The organism is Neolewinella aquimaris (assembly GCF_014197245.1).
GTDB lineage: Bacteria > Bacteroidota > Bacteroidia > Chitinophagales > Saprospiraceae > Neolewinella > Neolewinella aquimaris.
Genome location: NZ_JACIFF010000003.1, coordinates 242,214 through 259,982, shown reverse-complemented (window position 1 = coordinate 259,982; position 17,769 = coordinate 242,214). Strand labels below are relative to the sequence as shown.

The window sequence follows — 17,769 nt, the reverse complement described above, 5'->3', positions numbered from 1 at the left end:
CCGAGGTACGAGGCTCGTCCGCCGACTAAGGGAAGGAATTTGAAATGGAAAATTGATGATTTAAAATTTGGCTGCCGCACGGGGAGTCGTCGGCCGACCGAGGCACGAGGCTCGTCCGCCGACTAAGGGAAGGAATTTGAAATGGGAAATTGATGATTTAAAATTTGGCTGCCGCACGGGAGAGTCGTCGGCCGACTGAGGTACGAGGCTCGTCCGCCGACTAGGTGGGGTAGATAGCTATCGGGGCTCGTATGCAGACTTCGGTGCAGGTAAATTTACCGTTTACAATTTACGGATGTACCATGTACCATTTGGTGTTACCCCCTTGCCGCCAAAACGAAGCCGATGCAGTCGCTGAGCAGAGCCACACAATTTTAAATTGAAAATTTTCAATTTAAAATTGATCCCCCTCACTTCAGCCGCTCAATCAGCCGGCCCGCTACGCGCAGGAAGTCCATTTCGGTGATGATGCCGACCAGCTCGCCTTCCTTGACGACGGGCAGGCAGCCGAGTTTGTTGCCGCGCATCGTTTGCATGGCTTCCTTGATGGTGGTTTGGGGACCCACCGTAGCCGGATTTTTGATCATGAGGTCGGCGACGGTTTTGTAGTCGTTGGCTTCGTTTTCTACCCGTCCCTTGTGGATGTAGTAGCGGAGCAGTTTGCGGGTGGTGATGAGGCCGCAGAGGTGGCCGTCTTCGTCCTCAACGGGGAGGTAGCGGAGCTTGCGCCAGTCCATGAGATCGCCGACGAGTTCCAGTAGGTCGGTTTCGCGGACGGTAAACAGATCGGTTTCCATGAACTCTTCCACCCGCAGTCCGACGGGGCGGTAGTGCTTCAGGTCTTCCACCTTCGGGATGGGCCACTTATGCACGGGATCCTGCTCGAGTTGGCACTTGACCATCTGGGAGGTGAGAATGGTCACAGCCTCGTCGCGGTTGACGCGCTCCGTTAGCTGAGTGAACGACTTCAGCAGCCAGCGGGCGCCGTTTTGGTGTACTTCGGCCCGGCCCTGGATCACGCCGAGGTAGCGCTCAATGTCGGGCTTATCGATGCCCTGGGCTACCAATCCGTCGTAGGCAATGGGAATCAACTCCTGGAGGATGAGGTCGCGGCAGTTGATCTTCTGGTTGTTGAACCAGGTGAACTGGGTATCGATGCCGAATTTGGCGGCTTTGGAGAAATTGTCCTTCGCGTCGGCAAAACTCATGTGCTCGCGAATGTCCTTGTACTTATGCGCCATGCCCATCATGAGTCCCAGCCAGAAGGCGGCGTTGGCGGTCTGGTCGAGCACGGTAGGGCCGGCGGGCAGTACGCGGTTTTCAATGCGCAGGTGGGGCTTGCCGTTATCGCTAATGCCGTAGCAGGGGCGATTCCACCGGTATACGGTGCCGTTGTGGACCTGCAGGGCGCGTAATTTCGGTATCTCCTGCTTGCCGATCATTTCCAGGCTGTCCTCGTCGATCTCGGTGCCGAGCAGAACGCGGAAGCGGGCGATGTCTTCTTTGTAGATCTCCATCAGGCTCTTATCGAGCCACTGGGTGCCGAAGCTTACCCGCGGCTCGGACTGTCGCATGTGCTCTTTGCTCGTGCGGACGTCGAGCGACTGTTGAAATAGGGCAATGCGCGACTCGTGCCAGAGGCGTTTGCCGAACACCAGCGGACTATTGGCAGCAATGGCCAGAATCGGGGCGGCAACGGCCTGGGCAATATTGTAGAGCGGCACGAAGGTATCCGGCGTCACTTGCAGGTGGACCTGGTAGCTGGTGTTGCAGGCTTCGAGCAGGGGGCTGTCGTGGTGAATGTGAAGATCGTCGATGCCCTGCAAATTGAGGGTAAAGCCGCGCTCGTTTTTCTGTTGCTCCTTGATGGCTTCGATCAGGGCCAGGTAGCGGGGTTTCGGGGTGAGGTTCTCGAGGTTGAGGTCAAACTTGCGCAGCGTGGGCAGGATTCCGGTAAGTACGATCTGAGCATTGCTGGCCTTTGCCGCTTCCTTGACGATGCGGAGTTGCTCCATGTTCTCCTCCTCCATCCGCCGTAGCGCGTCGCCCTTAAAAACTTGTGGCGTGAAGTTGGTTTCCAGATTGAAGCGGGCTATCTCGGTGGTCGCCCACGGATACTGCTTCAGCCGCTTCAGCACGTTCATGTTCTTCGGCGTCGGCTTGAGGGTCTTTTTATCGACCAGGCACATTTCCTGCTCGGCACCGATGCGAATCGTGTCCGTCTCAAACCACTTGTGCTTGAGCATGTACTCCAGGGCCTGCACATCCTGCAACAAGTGATGGGTGAAGGCGGACCGGCTGTCCTGAGTGGGTACGTTTACTTTTTCTTCTCCCATGCTTGGATTACTGTTTGCCGAAGGTACAACGCGTCTTCCTATCTTCGCGCCCCCAAACTCTTATCCCATGGCCACCGAAATCGACTTTAAAGCACTCACCGCCCACGCAAAGGAGAACGGATTCATCTACCAGAGTAGCGAAATCTATGACGGACTGGCCGCCGCCTACGATTACGGCCCCAATGGCGTGCTTCTGAAGAACAACCTCAAGGAATACTGGTGGCGCAGCATGGTACAGCTGAACGACAACATCGTAGGCATCGACGCGTCCATCTTCATGCACCCCAAGACCTGGAAAGCCTCCGGTCACGTGGATGCCTTTAATGACCCCCTGATCGACAACAAGGACAGCAAAAAGCGCTTCCGCGCCGATGTCCTGATCGAGGAACACATGGACAAGATCGAGGGCAAGATCAACAAGGAAATCGCCAAGGCAAAAAAACGCTTTGGTGATGACTTCGATGAGGCCCAGTTCCGCGCCACCAATCCCAACGTGCAGCGTTACCTGACGGAGCACGACGCCATCGCCAAACGCCTGGCCACCGCCATGACCGAAGGCAACATGGCCGAACTGAAGCAAATCATTGAAGACCTCGGCATCAGCGAGCCCGACACCGGCAGCAAGAACTGGACCGAGGTGCGGCAGTTTAACCTCATGTTCTCCACCCAGCTCGGCAACATCGCCGGCGAGGAAGGCAAGCTCTACCTGCGCCCCGAAACCGCCCAGGGCATTTTCGTCAATTTCACCAACGTACAGAAGACCACCCGCCAGAAACTCCCCTTCGGCATCGCCCAGATCGGCAAGGCCTTCCGCAACGAGATCGTCGCCCGCCAGTTCATCTTCCGCATGCGGGAGTTCGAGCAGATGGAAATGCAGTTCTTTATCCAGCCCGGCACCCAGCAGGAGTGGTACGAAAAGTGGAAGGAGGCTCGCCTAAAGTGGCACCTGGCCCTTCACCCCCAGAGCAAACTGCGCTTCCACGACCACGACAACCTAGCTCACTACGCTGACGCGGCGGTCGACATCCAGTTCGAATTCCCCTTCGGCTTTAAGGAGCTCGAAGGCATTCACAGCCGCACCGATTTCGACCTCGGCGCCCACCAGGAACTGTCCGGCAAAAAACTACAGTACTTCGACCCCGAAACCAAGGAAAGCTACGTACCCTACGTCGTCGAAACCTCCATCGGTGCCGATCGCCTCTTCCTCGCCACCCTCACCCACGCCCTGCGCGACGAGCAGGTGCCCGGTCAGGACGATCCCAACAATACCCGCACCGTACTGTCGCTCCACCCCGCCCTGGCGCCCATCAAGGCGGCCATCATGCCCCTCAAGCGCAACGACGAGCGACTGGTAAATATGGCCAGGGACATCTTCAACGACCTCCGCTTCCGCTTCGAGGTGCAGTACGACGACACCGGCTCCATCGGCAAGCTCTACCGCCGACAGGACGCCGTGGGCACCCCCTTCTGCATCACCGTCGACTTCGACAGCCTGGAGGATAACACCGTCACCGTCCGCGACCGCGATACCCTGCAGCAGGTGAGGGTCAAGATCGACGAGCTGGCGGGAATGATCGGACCTAAGGTGGATATGGGGGCTTTGCTTCGCTCCGCTCAATAATATTTACCGCAGATTATAACAGATTGATGTCGCAGATAACGCGGATTCCACGCTTAGCATCTGCGTCAATCTGCGAACCTAATCTGCCTTAATCTGCGGTTAAACTACAACGTCCCCGCCGCCTCCCGAAACACCGTAGCCAGCACCACCTGCCCCGCCGCCCGTAGTGTGCGCTTGTCGATGACGTCCATGTTGTCGTTGCCCGTGTGCCAGTGGTCCGGGAAGGGGCTGTCCGAGGCATTCGGCAGGTTGATGATGTCGATGGTGGGAATACCGCCCATGGTATTCAGGTAGTAGTGGTCGTCGGTGATCGCATTGCCGCGCTCATTGACGAAGTAGCTGCCGTAGCCCATGCCGTCGGCCAGTCGCCACACCTTTCGCACCACGTCGGGCGCGTACCTTTCCGAATAGCCCTCTACCGCGAAGCGCGCATCACGGGCCCCGACCATATCGAGGAGGATGCCGAAGCGGGGTTTGGGCTGGATGATGTTTTTACTGTAATGCTGGGCACCGAGGGCGTAGCTGTTGCGACTTCCCCCATCTGATTTCCCGTAGTCCTCGGCATCGAGGAGCACAATGTCCACGCCGATATCGGGGGTGTTCAGGCCGAGCTGACGGGCTACTTCGAGCAGTACACCTACCCCGCTGGCTCCGTCGTCGGCCCCGTTTACGACGGCGCTAGGGTCGTCTTCTAACTCACTGTCGGCCCAGGGTCGCGTATCCCAGTGGGCGGCCAGGAGAATACGATCCTGTAACTCCGGCGCATACCGGGCGATGATATTGGTCGACTGGAGCTGGGTTCCGTCAAAGGCTTTCGCGACAAATTCCTGCTCGATGACTTCCGCACCGAATTCATTCAGTTTTTCTACCAGCCAGGCGCGGGTTTGCCGATGGGCTTCGGTGTTGACCACCCGCGGACCGAAGTTCACCTGTTGCTCTACGTAGGCGTAGGCGCTGTCGCGGTCGAATTTTGGTACGGGCTTAGCATCTTTTTTCACGGGCGGGGTCGCGGGTGCAGTGTCGGAAATGGGAGGAGCGGGGTCTGGTTGGCACCCAAAGGTCAGCAGGGCGAGCAACAAGGATAGCGTGACGTGCTTAATGGTCAAAGCAAAAATTTCAAATGGTTAAGGTCGTCGGCTGAATCAGGGGAGGTTCACAACGAGTCGGCGGACGAGGCTCGTGCCTCGCTCGGCCGACGACTATTTAGAAACCAGCTCCGCGTCGGTGAGGATGTACATGAGCCGGTTGATGTTGTCGTTGTTGAGGGTGAGCTTGCCGCGTAGGGTGATGCGGGAGGTGCTGTACTTGACCGGGTCAGTAGCGGTCACTTCCATTACCGTCTCTGGACCTGCGCCCCCGCAAAAGAAACACATGTTGTACGGGTAGGCGCTGAAGACGAATTCGTTGTGGCTTTTGTAGCCCTCCACGGGTACGATGTATCCACTGATCTCGATGGTTTTGCCCTCCATGGCCCGGACGTTCTCACCGAATACCGGCACGTCTACCTTAAAGCCAAGCAGCTCATCGTACTTCTTCTCGTAAGTCACTTTTGCCAGATCCTGCCACGTACTAGCCGCGGCCGTCTGGGCGAACGCCCCGGTGGAGAAGAACAGCACACATAAAAAATAAAAGGCTCGCATGGATGGGAATTTGTACGGAACTACGAATATAGCCCTAACACCCCCGGACCGCTATTGGCTGTGAATGCGGCGTTAAAGCCTACCAGCCACCGCCGGCACCACCGCCGCCGAACCCGCCGCCGCCGAACCCGCCAAATCCGCCGCCGCCACCGAAGCCACCTCCTCCGCCACCAAATCCACCACCGCCGCCACCGAAGCCGCCCGGGAGGATGAACCAGCCGCCACCCCGTCTTCTCCTTCTGCGGCGCGGATCGTCCTTGTCGTAGCGACCGTTGCGCCAGTAGCCTCCGTCATCGTCGTCGTCATCGTCGTGGCGGTTGCCGAAGCGGTTCAGCAGCATGAAGATGAAGAAGATGAACATGAAGACGAAGATCGGGGGAATGCCCCCGCTGTTTTCGGGGACCTCGTCAGCGGTGTACTCTCCCCGTCCAGCGTCCATGATAGCCTGGGTGGCTCCCGCGATACCCGCGTAGTAATCTCCCTGCCGGAAGGCCGGGGTCATGATGTTGCGGATGATGCGACCGGCGCGGGCATCGTTGAGAAATCCTTCGGCCCCGTAGCCGGTCTGAATGAAGATTTTCCGGTCGTCGCGGGCAACGTACAGCAGCACCCCGTTGTCCTTCTGCTCCGAGCCACCGATCCCCCAACCGGAGGCAATGGCCAGGCTGCGGTCAAAGACATCTTCTCCCTGCAGGGAAGCTTCCGTCACGACCGCAATCTGGGTAGAAGTTTCCTTAGCGTAAGCGTTGAGTCGCTGCGTGAGCTCCGCCTGCTGGGCGGCCGTCATAAGTCCGGCATAATCATTGACCAGTTTATCACTCTTTGCCGGAATAGCGGGCTGGGCGGCCAGGGCCAGCGAGAGGACGAACAGCAGAACCACCGACATCCAGCCTTTAGAATGATTCAACACTAACGATCGGTAGTTCACAATTCGGTTTTTTACCCCTTCCGGCGATTCAGCAACCTGGCCGAACCGGAAAAGAAATCACTTTGACTTATTGTAGGAAATCTCGTCGGGCAGTTCGTTGACGTCGTCGGTTTGGTAGGGGAAGTAAGTCTTCAGTTTCTCACCGATCTGCTGGATGACCAGCTCGATGCCCGTGGCGAATTCCCCCCGCTTGAAGTGCTGCTGCATCAGGTCGCGTTCGGTGGCCCAAAAATCTTCGGGTACGACCTTATTGATGCCGACGTCGCCCAGGATGGCGAATTCACGGCGGTCGACGGCGAGGAGAATCAGTACTGCATTCCGGTCCTGGGTGTTTTCCATCTCCAATTCTTGGAAAATACGAGTGGCTACCTCCAGCGCAGGCTTGCGGGCACCAACCTCGACGTGCACCCGAATCTCTCCTGAGGTAGCCAGCTCAGCGGCCCGAATGGCGGCAATGATCTGTGCTTCTTCTTCCTGGTTAAAGAACTTTACCATCAGAATTCTACCGTCGGGGCGTTTTGGGCACCGGCTTCGGCCTGGAACTGTGGCTTCTGGTCAAATCCGAAGACGGAAGCGAAGACTACGCCGGGGAACTGACGCACCTTCTTATTGTACTCCGTAGCCTCCTCATTGAAACGCATCCGGGCGGTGCTGATGCGGTTCTCAGTGCCGGCCAGTTCGTCCTGGAGCGCCTGAAACTGAGCGTTGGACTGCAACTGCGGGTAAGCCTCGGCGGTGGCGAGCAGTCGGCCGAGTCCGGCACTTACCTGGGCCTGGGCGGCCTGAAACTGTTCGAGCTTTTCGGGGGTGAGGTCGTCTACGTCGATGGTGATCGAGCTTGCCTTGGCGCGTGCCTCGGTGACCGCTTCCAGGGTTCCGCGCTCGAATTCGGCGGCTCCCTTCACGGTATTCACCAGGTTGGGGATGAGGTCGGACCGGCGCTGGTACTGGGTCTCAACGTCTGACCAGACTTTCTCGACGTCCTCTTCGGCGTTGACGAATCCGTTGTAGCTGGAGCAGCCCGCGATAAGCAGGACGGCCAGGATGCCGACGACGATGGCCAGGGTGGAAAATGATCTCATGGTTTACTGTTTTTTATAAATTCCGTCAGTATAACATCCGCAGTGGCGGGAATGGTGAGGTGTTGGTCGAGCAGGTCGCGAAGTTGGTCGTTTTTCAGTCCGGCCGCCCGAAGGTAAACGTGCAGCCTGCGTAGCAGTTCGCGGTCGAGTTGTTCGCGCAGCCAGTCGGTGCGTTGCCCCTCGCGCCTTTCGGCGACGAAGGCAGCCTGGCGGGTGCGGTACAGATCCATTCGATCGGCCACCTCACTTACCCCTTGCCCAGTGAGGGCGCTTGCCGTAGCCACTTCTACCGTCCAACCATCCGGGCGGGGTGGGGCCAGGTGGAGCCCACGACGCAGTTCGGCCGCCGCCAGTCGGGCTTCCCGGGGTAGCGTATCGGCCTTGTTCACCACCAGGTGGTCCGCCAGTTCCAAGATGCCGCGTTTAATGCCCTGTAGATCGTCGCCGGCGGCGGGCTGGGCGAGCAACAGGAAGGCATCGGTCATGGCGTGCACCTGCCACTCGGCCTGTCCGACGCCCACCGTCTCCACGATGATGTAATCGTATCCGGCCGCTTCGCACAATACAACCGCCGCCCGGCTGGCCGGTCCGACGCCACCGAGTTCACCGGCATTCGGGCTGGGACGGATAAATACGTCGGGATGCCGGGTGAGCAGCTCCATCCGGGTCTTGTCCCCTAGAATACTGCCGCCGCTCAGGCTACTCGTAGGATCGATGGCCAGCACGGCGAGTCGGTGACCCCGGCGCAGGATTTCCAACCCGAAGGCTTCGATGAAGGTAGATTTACCTACGCCGGGCGTACCGCTGATCCCGAGTCGGAAGGTTTGAGATGCGTGAGGTTGCGCTTCGGCCAGCGCGATCAGTTCCGCAGCGATTGCCTGGTCCTCCGGACGACTGCTTTCCACCAACGTAATGGCGCGGCCGAGGGCACGGCGATGGTTGGGGCTGGATAGGTCGCTAAAGAGCTGCATCTGGGAGGAGTACGGGTTAAATAATACCTAAAACGGCCGCTGACGGGGGATAAACCGGTCGTACCGCATTTCATTTATCGAGCCGGCCACCCTGCCGCACCGATCGCTCATTTTCCATTACGGTAAATCGCGAGTCTGCCCCGGGCGGCGTGGGTGTCCGGTCTCTATATCAGTTTGAACAGCTTGCGAAATTTATCGAGCTGGTGGGGATTGCCCACGACGATGAAGCTGCCCTCCGGTTCGAGCACGGTGCTTGGCCCGGGATTGACCTGATACTTACCTCCCTCTAACCGGTGACCGATGATGTTGACACCGGTATTTGAGCGCAAGCTCATCTCCATGATCGGCTTGCCCAGGTACTCCTCGGGAAGCTGGTCGTAGCGTAGTTCCTCAAAGCCGATGTCCGCCGACAACTCGTTGGTAATGAAACTGAAAAATTCCACCGCTCCCGGTTTTGAGATCAGCGTAGCCATATAGAACCCGCCAATCTGCTCGGGCATAATGACGTGACTCGCCCCGGCCTTCATGAGTTTCTGCCGGCTTCTCATTTCCTTCGCCCGGCTGACGATGCGTAGTTTCGGATTGAGGTCCTTGGCGGAGAGTACGATGAATAGGTTGTCGCTGTCGTCGTTCAGCGCGGTGATAAGCGCGCCGGCCCGCTCAATACCGGCCGCGAAGAGGGTATCGTCGTGGGTAGCGTCGTTGAAGATGTAGAGTGCATCCTCGTCCTCGTCGATCAGTGGCCCGACCTTCTCCTCATCCTGCTCGATGACTACGTAAGGATGCTTGTGCAGCCGCAAGTGGCTTACGATCTCGCTCCCGTACTTGCCGTACCCACACACAATGGTGTGCCCCTCCATCTTGCTGATCTTCGACTGGATCCGATTGTACTGCATGGTCTCAAAAATTTTGCCGTCGATAACGTAGTAAGAAAAGGCGGCCAGGACATAAGCTACTACCCCGATATTGACTACGACCATGGCGGAGACGAAGATGCGCCCACCCGCGGATAGTGGCCTTACTTCGCTAAACCCCACTGTAGAAATGGTGATGACCGACATATAAAACGCCTCAATCAGGGAGTACTCCTCGATCAACATCAGCCCCGCCGTGCCAATACCCACCGCAACGAACAACAGCACTAAGGCCAACCGCAAGTTCAGAGCGGTCGTCGTGAGTCGTACGCGGGGTAATCGAAGTCGCATAGCCTGCAAAGTACAGTGCGGCCCAGGAATGCCGTTCACCCTAGGGAATTTTGCAACTCCAGTCGGCGGACGAGCCTCGTGCCTCGGTCGGCCGACGACCACGAGCCCCGATAGCTATCGAGGCGAGCAGAGACGTGCGGCAGCTAAATTGACAACTGTAAATTTGAACTTGTAAATTGTAAATCTTTCAATCCCCAGTCGGCCGACGACCCTACCTCACCTGCCCCATTCCCCGCACCAGCCACTTATAGCTCGTCAGCGCGGCCAGCCCCATCGGTCCGCGGGCGTGGAGCTTCTGGGTGCTGATGCCGATCTCGGCCCCCAACTCGAACTGGCCGCCGTCGGTGAAGGCGGTGCTGGCATTGACAAAAACGACGGCGGCATCCACCTCCCGCAGGTAGCGTTCCTGGTTGATGTCGTTGTCGCTGACGATAGATTCACTGTGGCGACTGCCGTGACTTTCTACGTGCCGGATCGCCTCGTCGATGTCGTCGACGGTCTTTACGGACAGCGCCATCCGCAGGAACTCCGTCCCGAAAGAATCCGGGGTGGCCTGGTGGAGTAGTTCGCTGGGATAGTCTTCCCGAAGCGCCGCGTAGGCGGCTTCGTCGGCGTACACTTCGCAGCGGTGTGCTTCCCCCAATTCTTGCAGGAGGTCTGGCAGCTTTTTCAGGTGGGCGCGGTGCAGCAGTAGGCAGTCCAGCGCGTTGCAGACGCTTACCCGGCGTGCTTTGGCGTTGGTGATGATGTCGCGCGCCCAGTCAAGATTGGCCTGTTCGTCGACGTAGGTATGGCAGATTCCGGCCCCGGTTTCGATGACGGGTACGGTGGCGTTGGCCCGCACGTGGTCGATGAGTCCCTGGCTGCCGCGGGGGATGATGACGTCAACGAGTCCGTCGGCGGTCAGGATGGGCTGCAGGGCCTCCCGTTCCGCCGGTGCGAGGTAGCAGGCGGCGGGGAGGCCGGTCTCCGCAAGGGCGCGATCGATCAGTTCCTTTATGGCCCGGTTGCTGTCGGCCGCATCCCGACTTCCCTTCAGCACGGTGGCGTTGCCCGCCTTCAGATTGAGCGCGAAGACATCGAAGGTGACGTTGGGCCGCGATTCGAAGACGATACCTACTACCCCGATGGGTACGCTTACCCGGCTGAGGTGCAACCCGTTGGCCAGCTCCCGCTCCTCCAGGGTGGTCCCGAGGGGAGAGGGCAGTTCGGCTACCCGGCGCAGGTCGGCGGCGATGGCCATCAGTCGGTCTTCGTTGAGCAGCAGGCGATCGTACTTCGGGTTCGTAGCGTCCATGCGGGCCAGGTCAAGGGCGTTAGCGGCCAGGAGAGACGGTATGTTTTCTTCGGTCAGTTCGGCCAGTCGGCGCAGGCAGTCGTTGAGCCGCTGGGCGGGCAGGCGGTTGAGGTGCAGGGCGGCGGCGCGCAGGAGCAGTAATTGGGAACGAATATCGGCGGCGGTCACGGAAACTGTCATAGCGAAAGAACGTTACTGGGAAAGCAGGGAGTTGCAAAGTTAACAAGGCCGAGGCGTTGCACGCCGAGCAGGTTTGCCCTTCGCGATTAACGCATTGCTCAATGTACGTTCATTGCTCCCGCGCGCCCGCCCCGAAAACCGAATTATGAAGTTAGAACATATTGGCATTGCTGTTGAAAACCTCGAACAGAGCGAAGCCTTACTGAAAAAGCTCCTCGGCCGGGCCTCCTACAAACGGGAGACGGTGGAGAGTCAGTCGGTCACTACAAGCTTTTTTACCGCCGGAGATGGCGCGGCGAAGCTGGAGCTCGTGGCACCCGAAAATAGCCAGGGGCCCATTCAGAAATATTTGGACAAACGTGGCCCCGGCATCCACCACTTGGCCTTTGAGGTGGACGATATCGTTGCGGAGATGCGGCGGCTGAAAGAAGACGGTTTTGAACTGCTGCAGGAACTGCCCTCCGAGGGGGCGGACAACAAGCTCGTCTGCTTCCTCCACCCCCGCAGCACCGGTGGCGTCCTGGTCGAGATCTGCCAAACCCGCACCGAATGATCAGCGAAAAGCGACTGCTGTTCATCCTGGCCACGGTACAATTTTGTCACATCATCGACTTCATGATCATCATGCCGCTGGGCAAGACGATCATGGAGGCCTTCAGCATCAGTCCCGGCCAGTTTGCCTGGGTGGTCTCGGCGTACGCCCTGGCGGCCTTTATCGGCAACCTGGTAAGTACGGTGGTGATCGACCGCTTCGATCGCCGCACGGCCCTGCTGTTTCTTTTCGCCTGTTTCACGGTGGGAACGCTGGCGTGCGCTTTCGCACCCACTTACCTCTTCCTGCTTGCGGCCCGCTTCGGCACCGGCCTGTTTGGGGGAACGCTGGGCGCGCTGGTACTGGCCATCGTGGGCGACGTCATTCCGCTCGAACGCCGCGCTTCGGCGATGGGCTGGGTGATGACGGCCTTCTCGGCGGCCTCCGTGATCGGTGTCCCGGCGGGCATCTGGATCGCGGCGGAATATACCTGGCACGCGCCCTTCTATGCAACGGCAGCCCTTGCGGCGCTATTTGTGGTGGTCGCCTTCTTCTTCGTCCCCTCGATGCGCGGCCACCTGGTGGAGCAAACCATCCTGCCGGACGGCGGTATGGACGAAGTGGGCCGCGAACCGGAAGCCCAGTTGCTGCAGCCCACTAGCCTCGTCAGTAAAATCGTAGACCCCTTCCGCGCCATTTTCACCAACGCCAATCAGCGCGCCGCCCTCCTCTTCACGCTGACCCTGATGCTGGGCCACTTCACCATCATCCCCTTCATCGCGCCGTACATGCAGATCAACATCGGTTTTGCGGACAAGCAAGTGAGCCTGGTGTACCTTATCGGCGGCCTGCTGACGGTCGTGCTGCTCCCCCTCTTCGGCCGACTGGCGGATCGCTACGGACGCCTACGGATATTTACCCTGTCGTCCTTCCTGGCGCTGTTTAGCATCTACGCCCTCACGAATCTCGATACCACCTCCATCCCCCTCGCGCTCGTCGTCACCAGTTCCTTCTTCGTAGTAGCCAGCGGCCGCAACGTGCCGGCTACCACCATGATCACCTCCGTCGTCCGCCCGGAAAACCGGGGAGGCTTCATGAGTATTCGGCAGTCGGTCAATGAGATGGCCCTCTTCTTCAGCACGGTCATTGCCGGCTTCATCATCACCGAGGGCCCCGACGGCAAGTTGCAGCACTACGAGATCCTCGGTTACTTCACCATCGTGATGAGCCTGATCGCGATCTACACAGCCAGCCGCATCAAAGCGATTGCCTAGTCGTCGGCCGAGCGAGGCACGAGCATCGTCTGCCGACTCCACAGTAATTTCCGTACTTGCACCCATGAGTAACCCCAAGCGCATCGCCATCTTCATCAGCGGCGGCGGGTCGAACGCCCGCGTCATGATTGACCGTTTCCAGCAACATCCGGAGGACGGCGTGGAGGTGGTACTCCTCGTAAGCAACAAGGCCAGCGCCGGCGGACTACTCATGGCGGCGGAGCGCGGGATTCCGAGTCTCGTAGTAAAGCGAGCCGACTGGGCAACGGGCGAGGAGCTGATCGCTGCGTTGCAAGCTTATCGGGTCGATCTGATCGTGCTGGCCGGCTTCCTTTGGCTCATTCCGTCCTACCTGGTGCAGGCCTACCCCGATAAGATTGTCAACATTCATCCCGCCCTACTGCCTAAATACGGAGGAAAGGGGATGTATGGCCGCCACGTCCACGCAGCGGTGAAGGAAGCCGGTGACCTAGACAGTGGCATCACCATCCACTACGTCAACGAAAATTACGACGAGGGCAACGTCATCTTCCAGGCCGCCGTCCGCCTCGACCCCGACGACTCCCCGGAGCAAATCGCTGCCCGCGTGCTGCGCTTGGAACACGGAAACTACTGGCGCATCATCCGCAACCTGTAACCCGCTGCCTCCCGGCAGCGACAGTACGATGCTGCCTCCGGCAGCGACGTGCTCCGCGACTTGCAGTCGCGGTGTATGAAGCCCTTCTCTACCACAGAGTACGTCGGTAGGGTCCGTTAATGCTGCCATTTTGTACTCGCTGTGAAGGGTGCAACACGGGTTTGTTGCCTCACTGCTTCGCTGCCGGAGGCAGCATCGCACATCGCGGTCAGGAGACCGCTTCGTACCGGGCCCGGTAGCCAATGCTCATCTCAATCAGCAGCAGCAGCACCGCCGGTGCCAAAAACCAGTAGAAGTAGCTGTCGTAGCTCGAAAACGACTGCGTCTCGAACTCCTGTTTCTCGATGCGGTCGACCTGGGCGCGGAGGGCCTGGGCAAGGTTTTCACTGTCGCCACTGAGGGTAAAGTAGGATCCACCGCCGCTGGAGGCGATGTCTTCCAGGGTTGCCATATCGGCGCTGGTGGTGGCCGGACCGCCGCCCGACTGGCGGATGTAGTCGCTGCGGCCGTTGTTGAGCTGGACGGGCATCAGGCTGGCACCGGATTTACCCACCCCGACGGTATACACCAGCAACCCCGCCTCATTGGCGCGTTTGGCGGCACTGGTGGCAGAACCCTCGTGGTCCTCTCCGTCGGAGATGATGATGAGGGCGCGGTGGTTAGCGCTTTCCTCGTCGAAGGCAGCCTCGGCGGTGGTGATGGCTTCGGCAAGATTGGTCCCCTGCGCGCTGATCTGGTAGGGGGCGGCGGTGCTGACGACACTCTTTACGAAGTTGTAATCGGTGGTCAGCGGAGCAGCCATTACGGCGGTGCAGGTGAAGAGCTCGACGCCGATGTTGTTCCCGGCCAGTTCGTCGATGAGGGTGGTGGTAAAGAAGCGGGCGCGGTCCATGCGACTGGGCTTCACGTCTTCGGCGAGCATGGAATTGCTGATGTCCAGCGCGATAACCAAATCGATGCCCCGCCGCTGCATCTCCTCCCGTTGGGCCGACCACTGTGGATTGGCAAGTGCCACCACAAACAGGGGCAAACTCAGCGCCAGTAGGATAAACTTCGTCCACGGCAACCGCCGATTGATGCCGGGAGCCAGGTGGTCCAGCAACTCCCGGTCGGCAAAGCGATCTAGGGCAGCCCGACGCTGGCGCCAGTACCAAAAGAATAACCCGATGACGGCCGGCACCAACAGCAGTAGCCAGAGGTAATCGGGGTGTTCGAAGCGGACCATGGTGAAGAAATTAAGGTTCGTACGCTAAAGGGAAGCCCCAAGGTAAGCAGTGCGCTACGCTTAGTCGGCGGACGAGCCTCGTACCTACGATTAGCAGCAGCAAGAGATAGTTGGGGTGAAGAAATCCGAAGTGGACGTCTCAAATTTACGCTTAGTCGGCGGACGAGCCTCGTGCCTCGGTCGGCCGACGACTGCGCTGGCCCCCCCGTTGCGCAGCAACCACATAAATCACCTACTCTTAATCCCCCGAATAATCTTCATAATATCCGGCGTCATCTCCTTCGGCATCTCGAAGGTATCGCGGCGGTAATCCGACCAGGCTTTTTCCTCCTTGATCTGAGCCTTGACTTCCTTAAGCAGGGGACGGAGCAAGTGCTCCAGATCGGGAAAACGTTTCCTGAGTAAGGCGATCACGCGTTCGCATTCGTCCATGCTGTTGCTGGGAAAGAGATCGACCTGGGCGGCAATCTCAATGCGGCGGCGCTGCTTGGTGTAGAACCACTGCTGTACTTCCTCGGCGTCGATGGTGCCCCGAGCATCGGCCGACCAGATCAATACATTGTACAGTTCCGCCACCTTGATGGCCGGTACGCCCTCGCTGAGTCGGTAGAGCAGTTCGGTAACGCCCTCACCGGGGAGCAGCTCCAGCAGTTCCGTAAGTTCGGTGAACATCGTTTCGGCCAGCGACACCTGCTCGTAACCGGGCTGCCCCTCGACGTACATCAGGTCATAAACGATCGCTAACTGGTGGCGGACGGCGGAAAGAGACTGGGACACGGCTGCTTATCTAGGGAACAGTTCTTAACACGGTATACCGCAGTACGGTTTCCAGTAGGAGCAGACCGAAGCCCAGCCAGAGAAAGCGGGCAAACTGCTCCTCGTAGCGCTTGAAGACGGTCGTCTCGATCTCCGTCTTCTCCAGCTCGTCGATGTACTCGTAGATCGACTCCAGCTCCTCGGTATCCCGCGCCCGAAAGTAGCGCCCGTTGGTTTCTTCGGCGATGAAGGAAAGCAGCTTATCGTCCACAGTACCGCGAGTGGGTTTGAAGCGATAGCGACCGCCCCCGATCGGCGCCGAAGGCATCAGCGTTTCTTCCCCGCTACCTACCCCGATGGTGTACACCCGGATGCCGAATTTGCGGGCGATCTCCGCAGCAACCTCCGGCTTGTGGCGGTCACCGGCGTTGTTCTCGCCGTCGGTAAGCAGGATGATGATCTTCGAAGCCGCCTCGCTCTCCTTCAGCCGATTGATGGCCGTTTCGAGACCGAGGCCAATGGCGGTCCCGTCGGTGATCTCCCCCATCTGCAGTTCGCCGATGAAGCGGTCGATGATTTCCTTGTCTACGGTCAGGGGTGACTTGGTGTAGGCCTCCCCGGCGTAGGCGACCAGTCCGATCCGGTCGAACTCCCGGCGGCTCACGAAATCACGCGCCACCTGCTTGGCTACTTCCAGTCGGTTCGGATTAAAATCCTGGGCACCCATGCTGGTCGATAGGTCCATCGTAAGTACGATGTCGATGCCCTCCGCGGTGACGGATTCCTCACTCATATCGAGGCGCGGCCGGGCCAGGGCGACGATCATCAGCACCAGGGCCACTACGCGCAGAATGGGCAGAAAGGGCCGCAGCGTACTCCGCCAACTCGTGAGTCCGTCGATCGACTTCGTACTGGGCAGGCGCAGGCTCACCAGCCGCTCACCCGCCCGCCGTTGGTTCCAGACGTACAGGAGCACCGGCAGTACGGCCAACGGCAGCAGCCAGGGGTAAACGAAGGTAAATTGGTTCCACCAGCCCATTTACGTGTGATCTTTTTCGGTAGACGCGGGGACGGGTTGCCGGGTTGCAAGTTCGGCGGCGGCACCCGTCTCCCGCACAAAGTCCCGCACGCGTTCCATTCCCTGTGGATGCAGTTCCTCGGCGGGTACGGCCTTTGCAAATTTCACTTCATCGGAGAGTCGCAGCAGTTGTGCTAACTCATCCCGTGAGGCCTCGTCGAGTCCGGCCCGCTGCAGGGCACCCGTGATTTGTCGGGTGGTCATTTCCAGGGCAGGGATGCCAAACTGACCCTCCAGGTAGGCGCGCAGGATGTGGGTCAGCTCCACGTAGTATTCGTCCGTTTTTCCACGTTGCCAAAGTTCGCGGGCTTCCAGGGCATCCAGTTCGGTGAGCGCACGGATGTGGGCCGGGGGCGGGGGCGGTGGGGGCGGAGCTACGGCAGCCTGTCGGCGGCGGTATTCCCGGACACCGAAGCCAATGAGCACCAACCCTAGAATGGCGAACACCCACCAGTAATCCAGCAGGTTGCGCGGCTCCTCGATGATCGGCTTGATGGGCAAGATGTCGTCTTCGGCCGAAACGATGGCCCCCTTCACCGTAAGCAGCAGGTCGCTGGTGTAGGCCGTATCGGCCCGCCCGTTGGCGTCCTCGAAGTAGATCGGCAGGGGCGGTATGGTCACGTAGCCCGTATCGAAACTGGTGATCAGGAAGCGTTGCTCCAGCAGCAGTTCGGGTTGTTCGGCGATGGTACGCAGTTCCTCATCGCGGATCACTTCGGCCCCCGGCAGCTCATTTACGAGCATGGGTGCGATGGGAAAGACCTTCGTACCCGGCGGTGCCGAAATATTGACATCCAGGTAAATTTGGTCGCCAATGGTGATCTCCTTCCGGGCCAGTTCGGCACGCACGTTCACGGTGCGGTTCGTCGGAGTTTGGGCGGGCACGCGGGTGCCGGGCAGTAAGAACAGGAGCAGTAGGTACAGGGTACGAGCCGGCATCCGGCAAAGGTACAATGTTCGCATGTCGTCGGCCGACCGCGTTGTCGTCGGCCGACCGAAGCGCTAGC

General features: G+C 59.3%; 17 protein-coding genes. 4 read left to right on the top strand and 13 right to left on the bottom strand.

Annotation, left to right across the window (positions count from 1 at the left end; genetic code table 11):
- Positions 1 to 410 precede the first annotated feature (410 nt).
- A complete protein-coding gene (locus tag GGR28_RS07770; protein ID WP_183495198.1) occupies positions 411 to 2,336 on the bottom strand; it encodes a CBS domain-containing protein in 1,926 nt (641 codons plus the stop codon).
- Positions 2,337 to 2,403: 67 nt separating this feature from the next.
- Between GGR28_RS07770 and GGR28_RS07765 the strand changes: the two genes are divergently transcribed.
- A complete protein-coding gene (locus tag GGR28_RS07765; RefSeq protein WP_183495197.1) occupies positions 2,404 to 3,957 on the top strand; it encodes a glycine--tRNA ligase in 1,554 nt (517 codons plus the stop codon).
- Between the two features lie 104 nt (positions 3,958 to 4,061).
- On the opposite strand, the gene GGR28_RS07760 is transcribed toward GGR28_RS07765, so the two are convergent.
- From GGR28_RS07760 to GGR28_RS07725, 8 genes are all read right to left on the bottom strand, one after another.
- Positions 4,062 to 5,063, bottom strand: a complete 1,002-nt coding sequence (locus tag GGR28_RS07760) for a M28 family peptidase (protein WP_246416496.1) — start codon at positions 5,061 to 5,063, stop codon at positions 4,062 to 4,064.
- A gap of 93 nt (positions 5,064 to 5,156) precedes the next feature.
- The gene (locus GGR28_RS07755) at positions 5,157 to 5,597 is read right to left on the bottom strand and encodes a hypothetical protein (RefSeq protein ID WP_183495196.1); all 441 of its coding nucleotides are present in this window, start codon (positions 5,595 to 5,597) and stop codon (positions 5,157 to 5,159) included.
- A 79-nt stretch (positions 5,598 to 5,676) separates the two neighbouring features.
- Positions 5,677 to 6,504, bottom strand: a complete 828-nt coding sequence (locus tag GGR28_RS07750) for a TPM domain-containing protein (RefSeq protein ID WP_221233837.1) — start codon at positions 6,502 to 6,504, stop codon at positions 5,677 to 5,679.
- A 78-nt stretch (positions 6,505 to 6,582) separates the two neighbouring features.
- Positions 6,583 to 7,020 carry a TPM domain-containing protein gene (locus GGR28_RS07745; protein WP_183495195.1) on the bottom strand — a complete coding sequence of 146 codons (438 nt, stop codon included), beginning with the start codon at positions 7,018 to 7,020 and terminating at the stop codon, positions 6,583 to 6,585.
- Positions 7,020 to 7,607, bottom strand: a complete 588-nt coding sequence (locus GGR28_RS07740) for a LemA family protein (protein ID WP_183495194.1) — start codon at positions 7,605 to 7,607, stop codon at positions 7,020 to 7,022. Before GGR28_RS07740 ends, GGR28_RS07745 begins: the two co-directional genes overlap by 1 nt.
- A complete protein-coding gene (meaB, locus tag GGR28_RS07735) occupies positions 7,604 to 8,578 on the bottom strand; it encodes a methylmalonyl Co-A mutase-associated GTPase MeaB (RefSeq protein WP_183495193.1) in 975 nt (324 codons plus the stop codon). The genes GGR28_RS07740 and meaB overlap by 4 nt, the downstream gene beginning before the upstream one ends.
- A 164-nt stretch (positions 8,579 to 8,742) precedes the next feature.
- Positions 8,743 to 9,783 carry a potassium channel family protein gene (locus tag GGR28_RS07730; RefSeq protein ID WP_183495192.1) on the bottom strand — a complete coding sequence of 347 codons (1,041 nt, stop codon included), beginning with the start codon at positions 9,781 to 9,783 and terminating at the stop codon, positions 8,743 to 8,745.
- A 211-nt stretch (positions 9,784 to 9,994) separates the two neighbouring features.
- Entirely contained in the window at positions 9,995 to 11,260 is a 1,266-nt protein-coding gene (locus GGR28_RS07725; RefSeq protein WP_183495191.1) for a glutamate-5-semialdehyde dehydrogenase, read from the bottom strand.
- Positions 11,261 to 11,405: 145 nt separating this feature from the next.
- Between GGR28_RS07725 and mce the strand changes: the two genes are divergently transcribed.
- The 3 genes from mce to purN all read left to right on the top strand — a co-directional run bounded on the left by mce (position 11,406) and on the right by purN (position 13,703).
- Positions 11,406 to 11,813, top strand: a complete 408-nt coding sequence (mce, locus tag GGR28_RS07720) for a methylmalonyl-CoA epimerase (RefSeq protein WP_183495190.1) — start codon at positions 11,406 to 11,408, stop codon at positions 11,811 to 11,813.
- Entirely contained in the window at positions 11,810 to 13,066 is a 1,257-nt protein-coding gene (locus GGR28_RS07715; protein ID WP_221233836.1) for an MFS transporter, read from the top strand. The genes mce and GGR28_RS07715 overlap by 4 nt, the downstream gene beginning before the upstream one ends.
- Before the next feature lie 64 nt (positions 13,067 to 13,130).
- Positions 13,131 to 13,703 carry a phosphoribosylglycinamide formyltransferase gene (purN, locus tag GGR28_RS07710; protein WP_183495189.1) on the top strand — a complete coding sequence of 191 codons (573 nt, stop codon included), beginning with the start codon at positions 13,131 to 13,133 and terminating at the stop codon, positions 13,701 to 13,703.
- 208 nt (positions 13,704 to 13,911) lie between these two features.
- Here the strand turns inward: purN and GGR28_RS07705 are convergent, their stop codons facing one another.
- From GGR28_RS07705 to GGR28_RS07690, 4 genes are all read right to left on the bottom strand, one after another.
- Positions 13,912 to 14,928: a vWA domain-containing protein gene (locus GGR28_RS07705; protein WP_183495188.1), complete on the bottom strand. Its 1,017-nt coding sequence runs from the start codon at positions 14,926 to 14,928 to the stop codon at positions 13,912 to 13,914.
- Between the two features lie 228 nt (positions 14,929 to 15,156).
- Positions 15,157 to 15,705, bottom strand: coding sequence for a hypothetical protein (locus GGR28_RS07700; protein ID WP_183495187.1), 549 nt, complete (start codon positions 15,703 to 15,705; stop codon positions 15,157 to 15,159).
- A gap of 10 nt (positions 15,706 to 15,715) precedes the next feature.
- Positions 15,716 to 16,723 carry a vWA domain-containing protein gene (locus GGR28_RS07695; RefSeq protein ID WP_183495186.1) on the bottom strand — a complete coding sequence of 336 codons (1,008 nt, stop codon included), beginning with the start codon at positions 16,721 to 16,723 and terminating at the stop codon, positions 15,716 to 15,718.
- Positions 16,724 to 17,701, bottom strand: coding sequence for a hypothetical protein (locus GGR28_RS07690; RefSeq protein ID WP_183495185.1), 978 nt, complete (start codon positions 17,699 to 17,701; stop codon positions 16,724 to 16,726). It abuts the gene before it with no gap.
- Positions 17,702 to 17,769: the final 68 nt, after the last annotated feature.

Bases quoted from the DNA above. Each gene is read 5' to 3' on its own strand.
- GGR28_RS07770 (WP_183495198.1), bottom strand. From the start codon at position 2,336: ATGGGAGAAGAAAAAGTAAACGTACCCACTCAGGACAGCCGGTCCGCC.
- GGR28_RS07765 (WP_183495197.1), top strand. From the start codon at position 2,404: ATGGCCACCGAAATCGACTTTAAAGCACTCACCGCCCACGCAAAGGAG.
- GGR28_RS07755 (WP_183495196.1), bottom strand. From the start codon at position 5,597: ATGCGAGCCTTTTATTTTTTATGTGTGCTGTTCTTCTCCACCGGGGCG.
- GGR28_RS07745 (WP_183495195.1), bottom strand. From the start codon at position 7,020: ATGGTAAAGTTCTTTAACCAGGAAGAAGAAGCACAGATCATTGCCGCC.
- GGR28_RS07740 (WP_183495194.1), bottom strand. From the start codon at position 7,607: ATGAGATCATTTTCCACCCTGGCCATCGTCGTCGGCATCCTGGCCGTC.
- meaB (WP_183495193.1), bottom strand. From the start codon at position 8,578: ATGCAGCTCTTTAGCGACCTATCCAGCCCCAACCATCGCCGTGCCCTC.
- GGR28_RS07730 (WP_183495192.1), bottom strand. From the start codon at position 9,783: ATGCGACTTCGATTACCCCGCGTACGACTCACGACGACCGCTCTGAAC.
- GGR28_RS07725 (WP_183495191.1), bottom strand. From the start codon at position 11,260: ATGACAGTTTCCGTGACCGCCGCCGATATTCGTTCCCAATTACTGCTC.
- mce (WP_183495190.1), top strand. From the start codon at position 11,406: ATGAAGTTAGAACATATTGGCATTGCTGTTGAAAACCTCGAACAGAGC.
- GGR28_RS07715 (WP_221233836.1), top strand. From the start codon at position 11,810: ATGATCAGCGAAAAGCGACTGCTGTTCATCCTGGCCACGGTACAATTT.
- purN (WP_183495189.1), top strand. From the start codon at position 13,131: ATGAGTAACCCCAAGCGCATCGCCATCTTCATCAGCGGCGGCGGGTCG.
- GGR28_RS07705 (WP_183495188.1), bottom strand. From the start codon at position 14,928: ATGGTCCGCTTCGAACACCCCGATTACCTCTGGCTACTGCTGTTGGTG.
- GGR28_RS07695 (WP_183495186.1), bottom strand. From the start codon at position 16,723: ATGGGCTGGTGGAACCAATTTACCTTCGTTTACCCCTGGCTGCTGCCG.
- GGR28_RS07690 (WP_183495185.1), bottom strand. From the start codon at position 17,701: ATGCCGGCTCGTACCCTGTACCTACTGCTCCTGTTCTTACTGCCCGGC.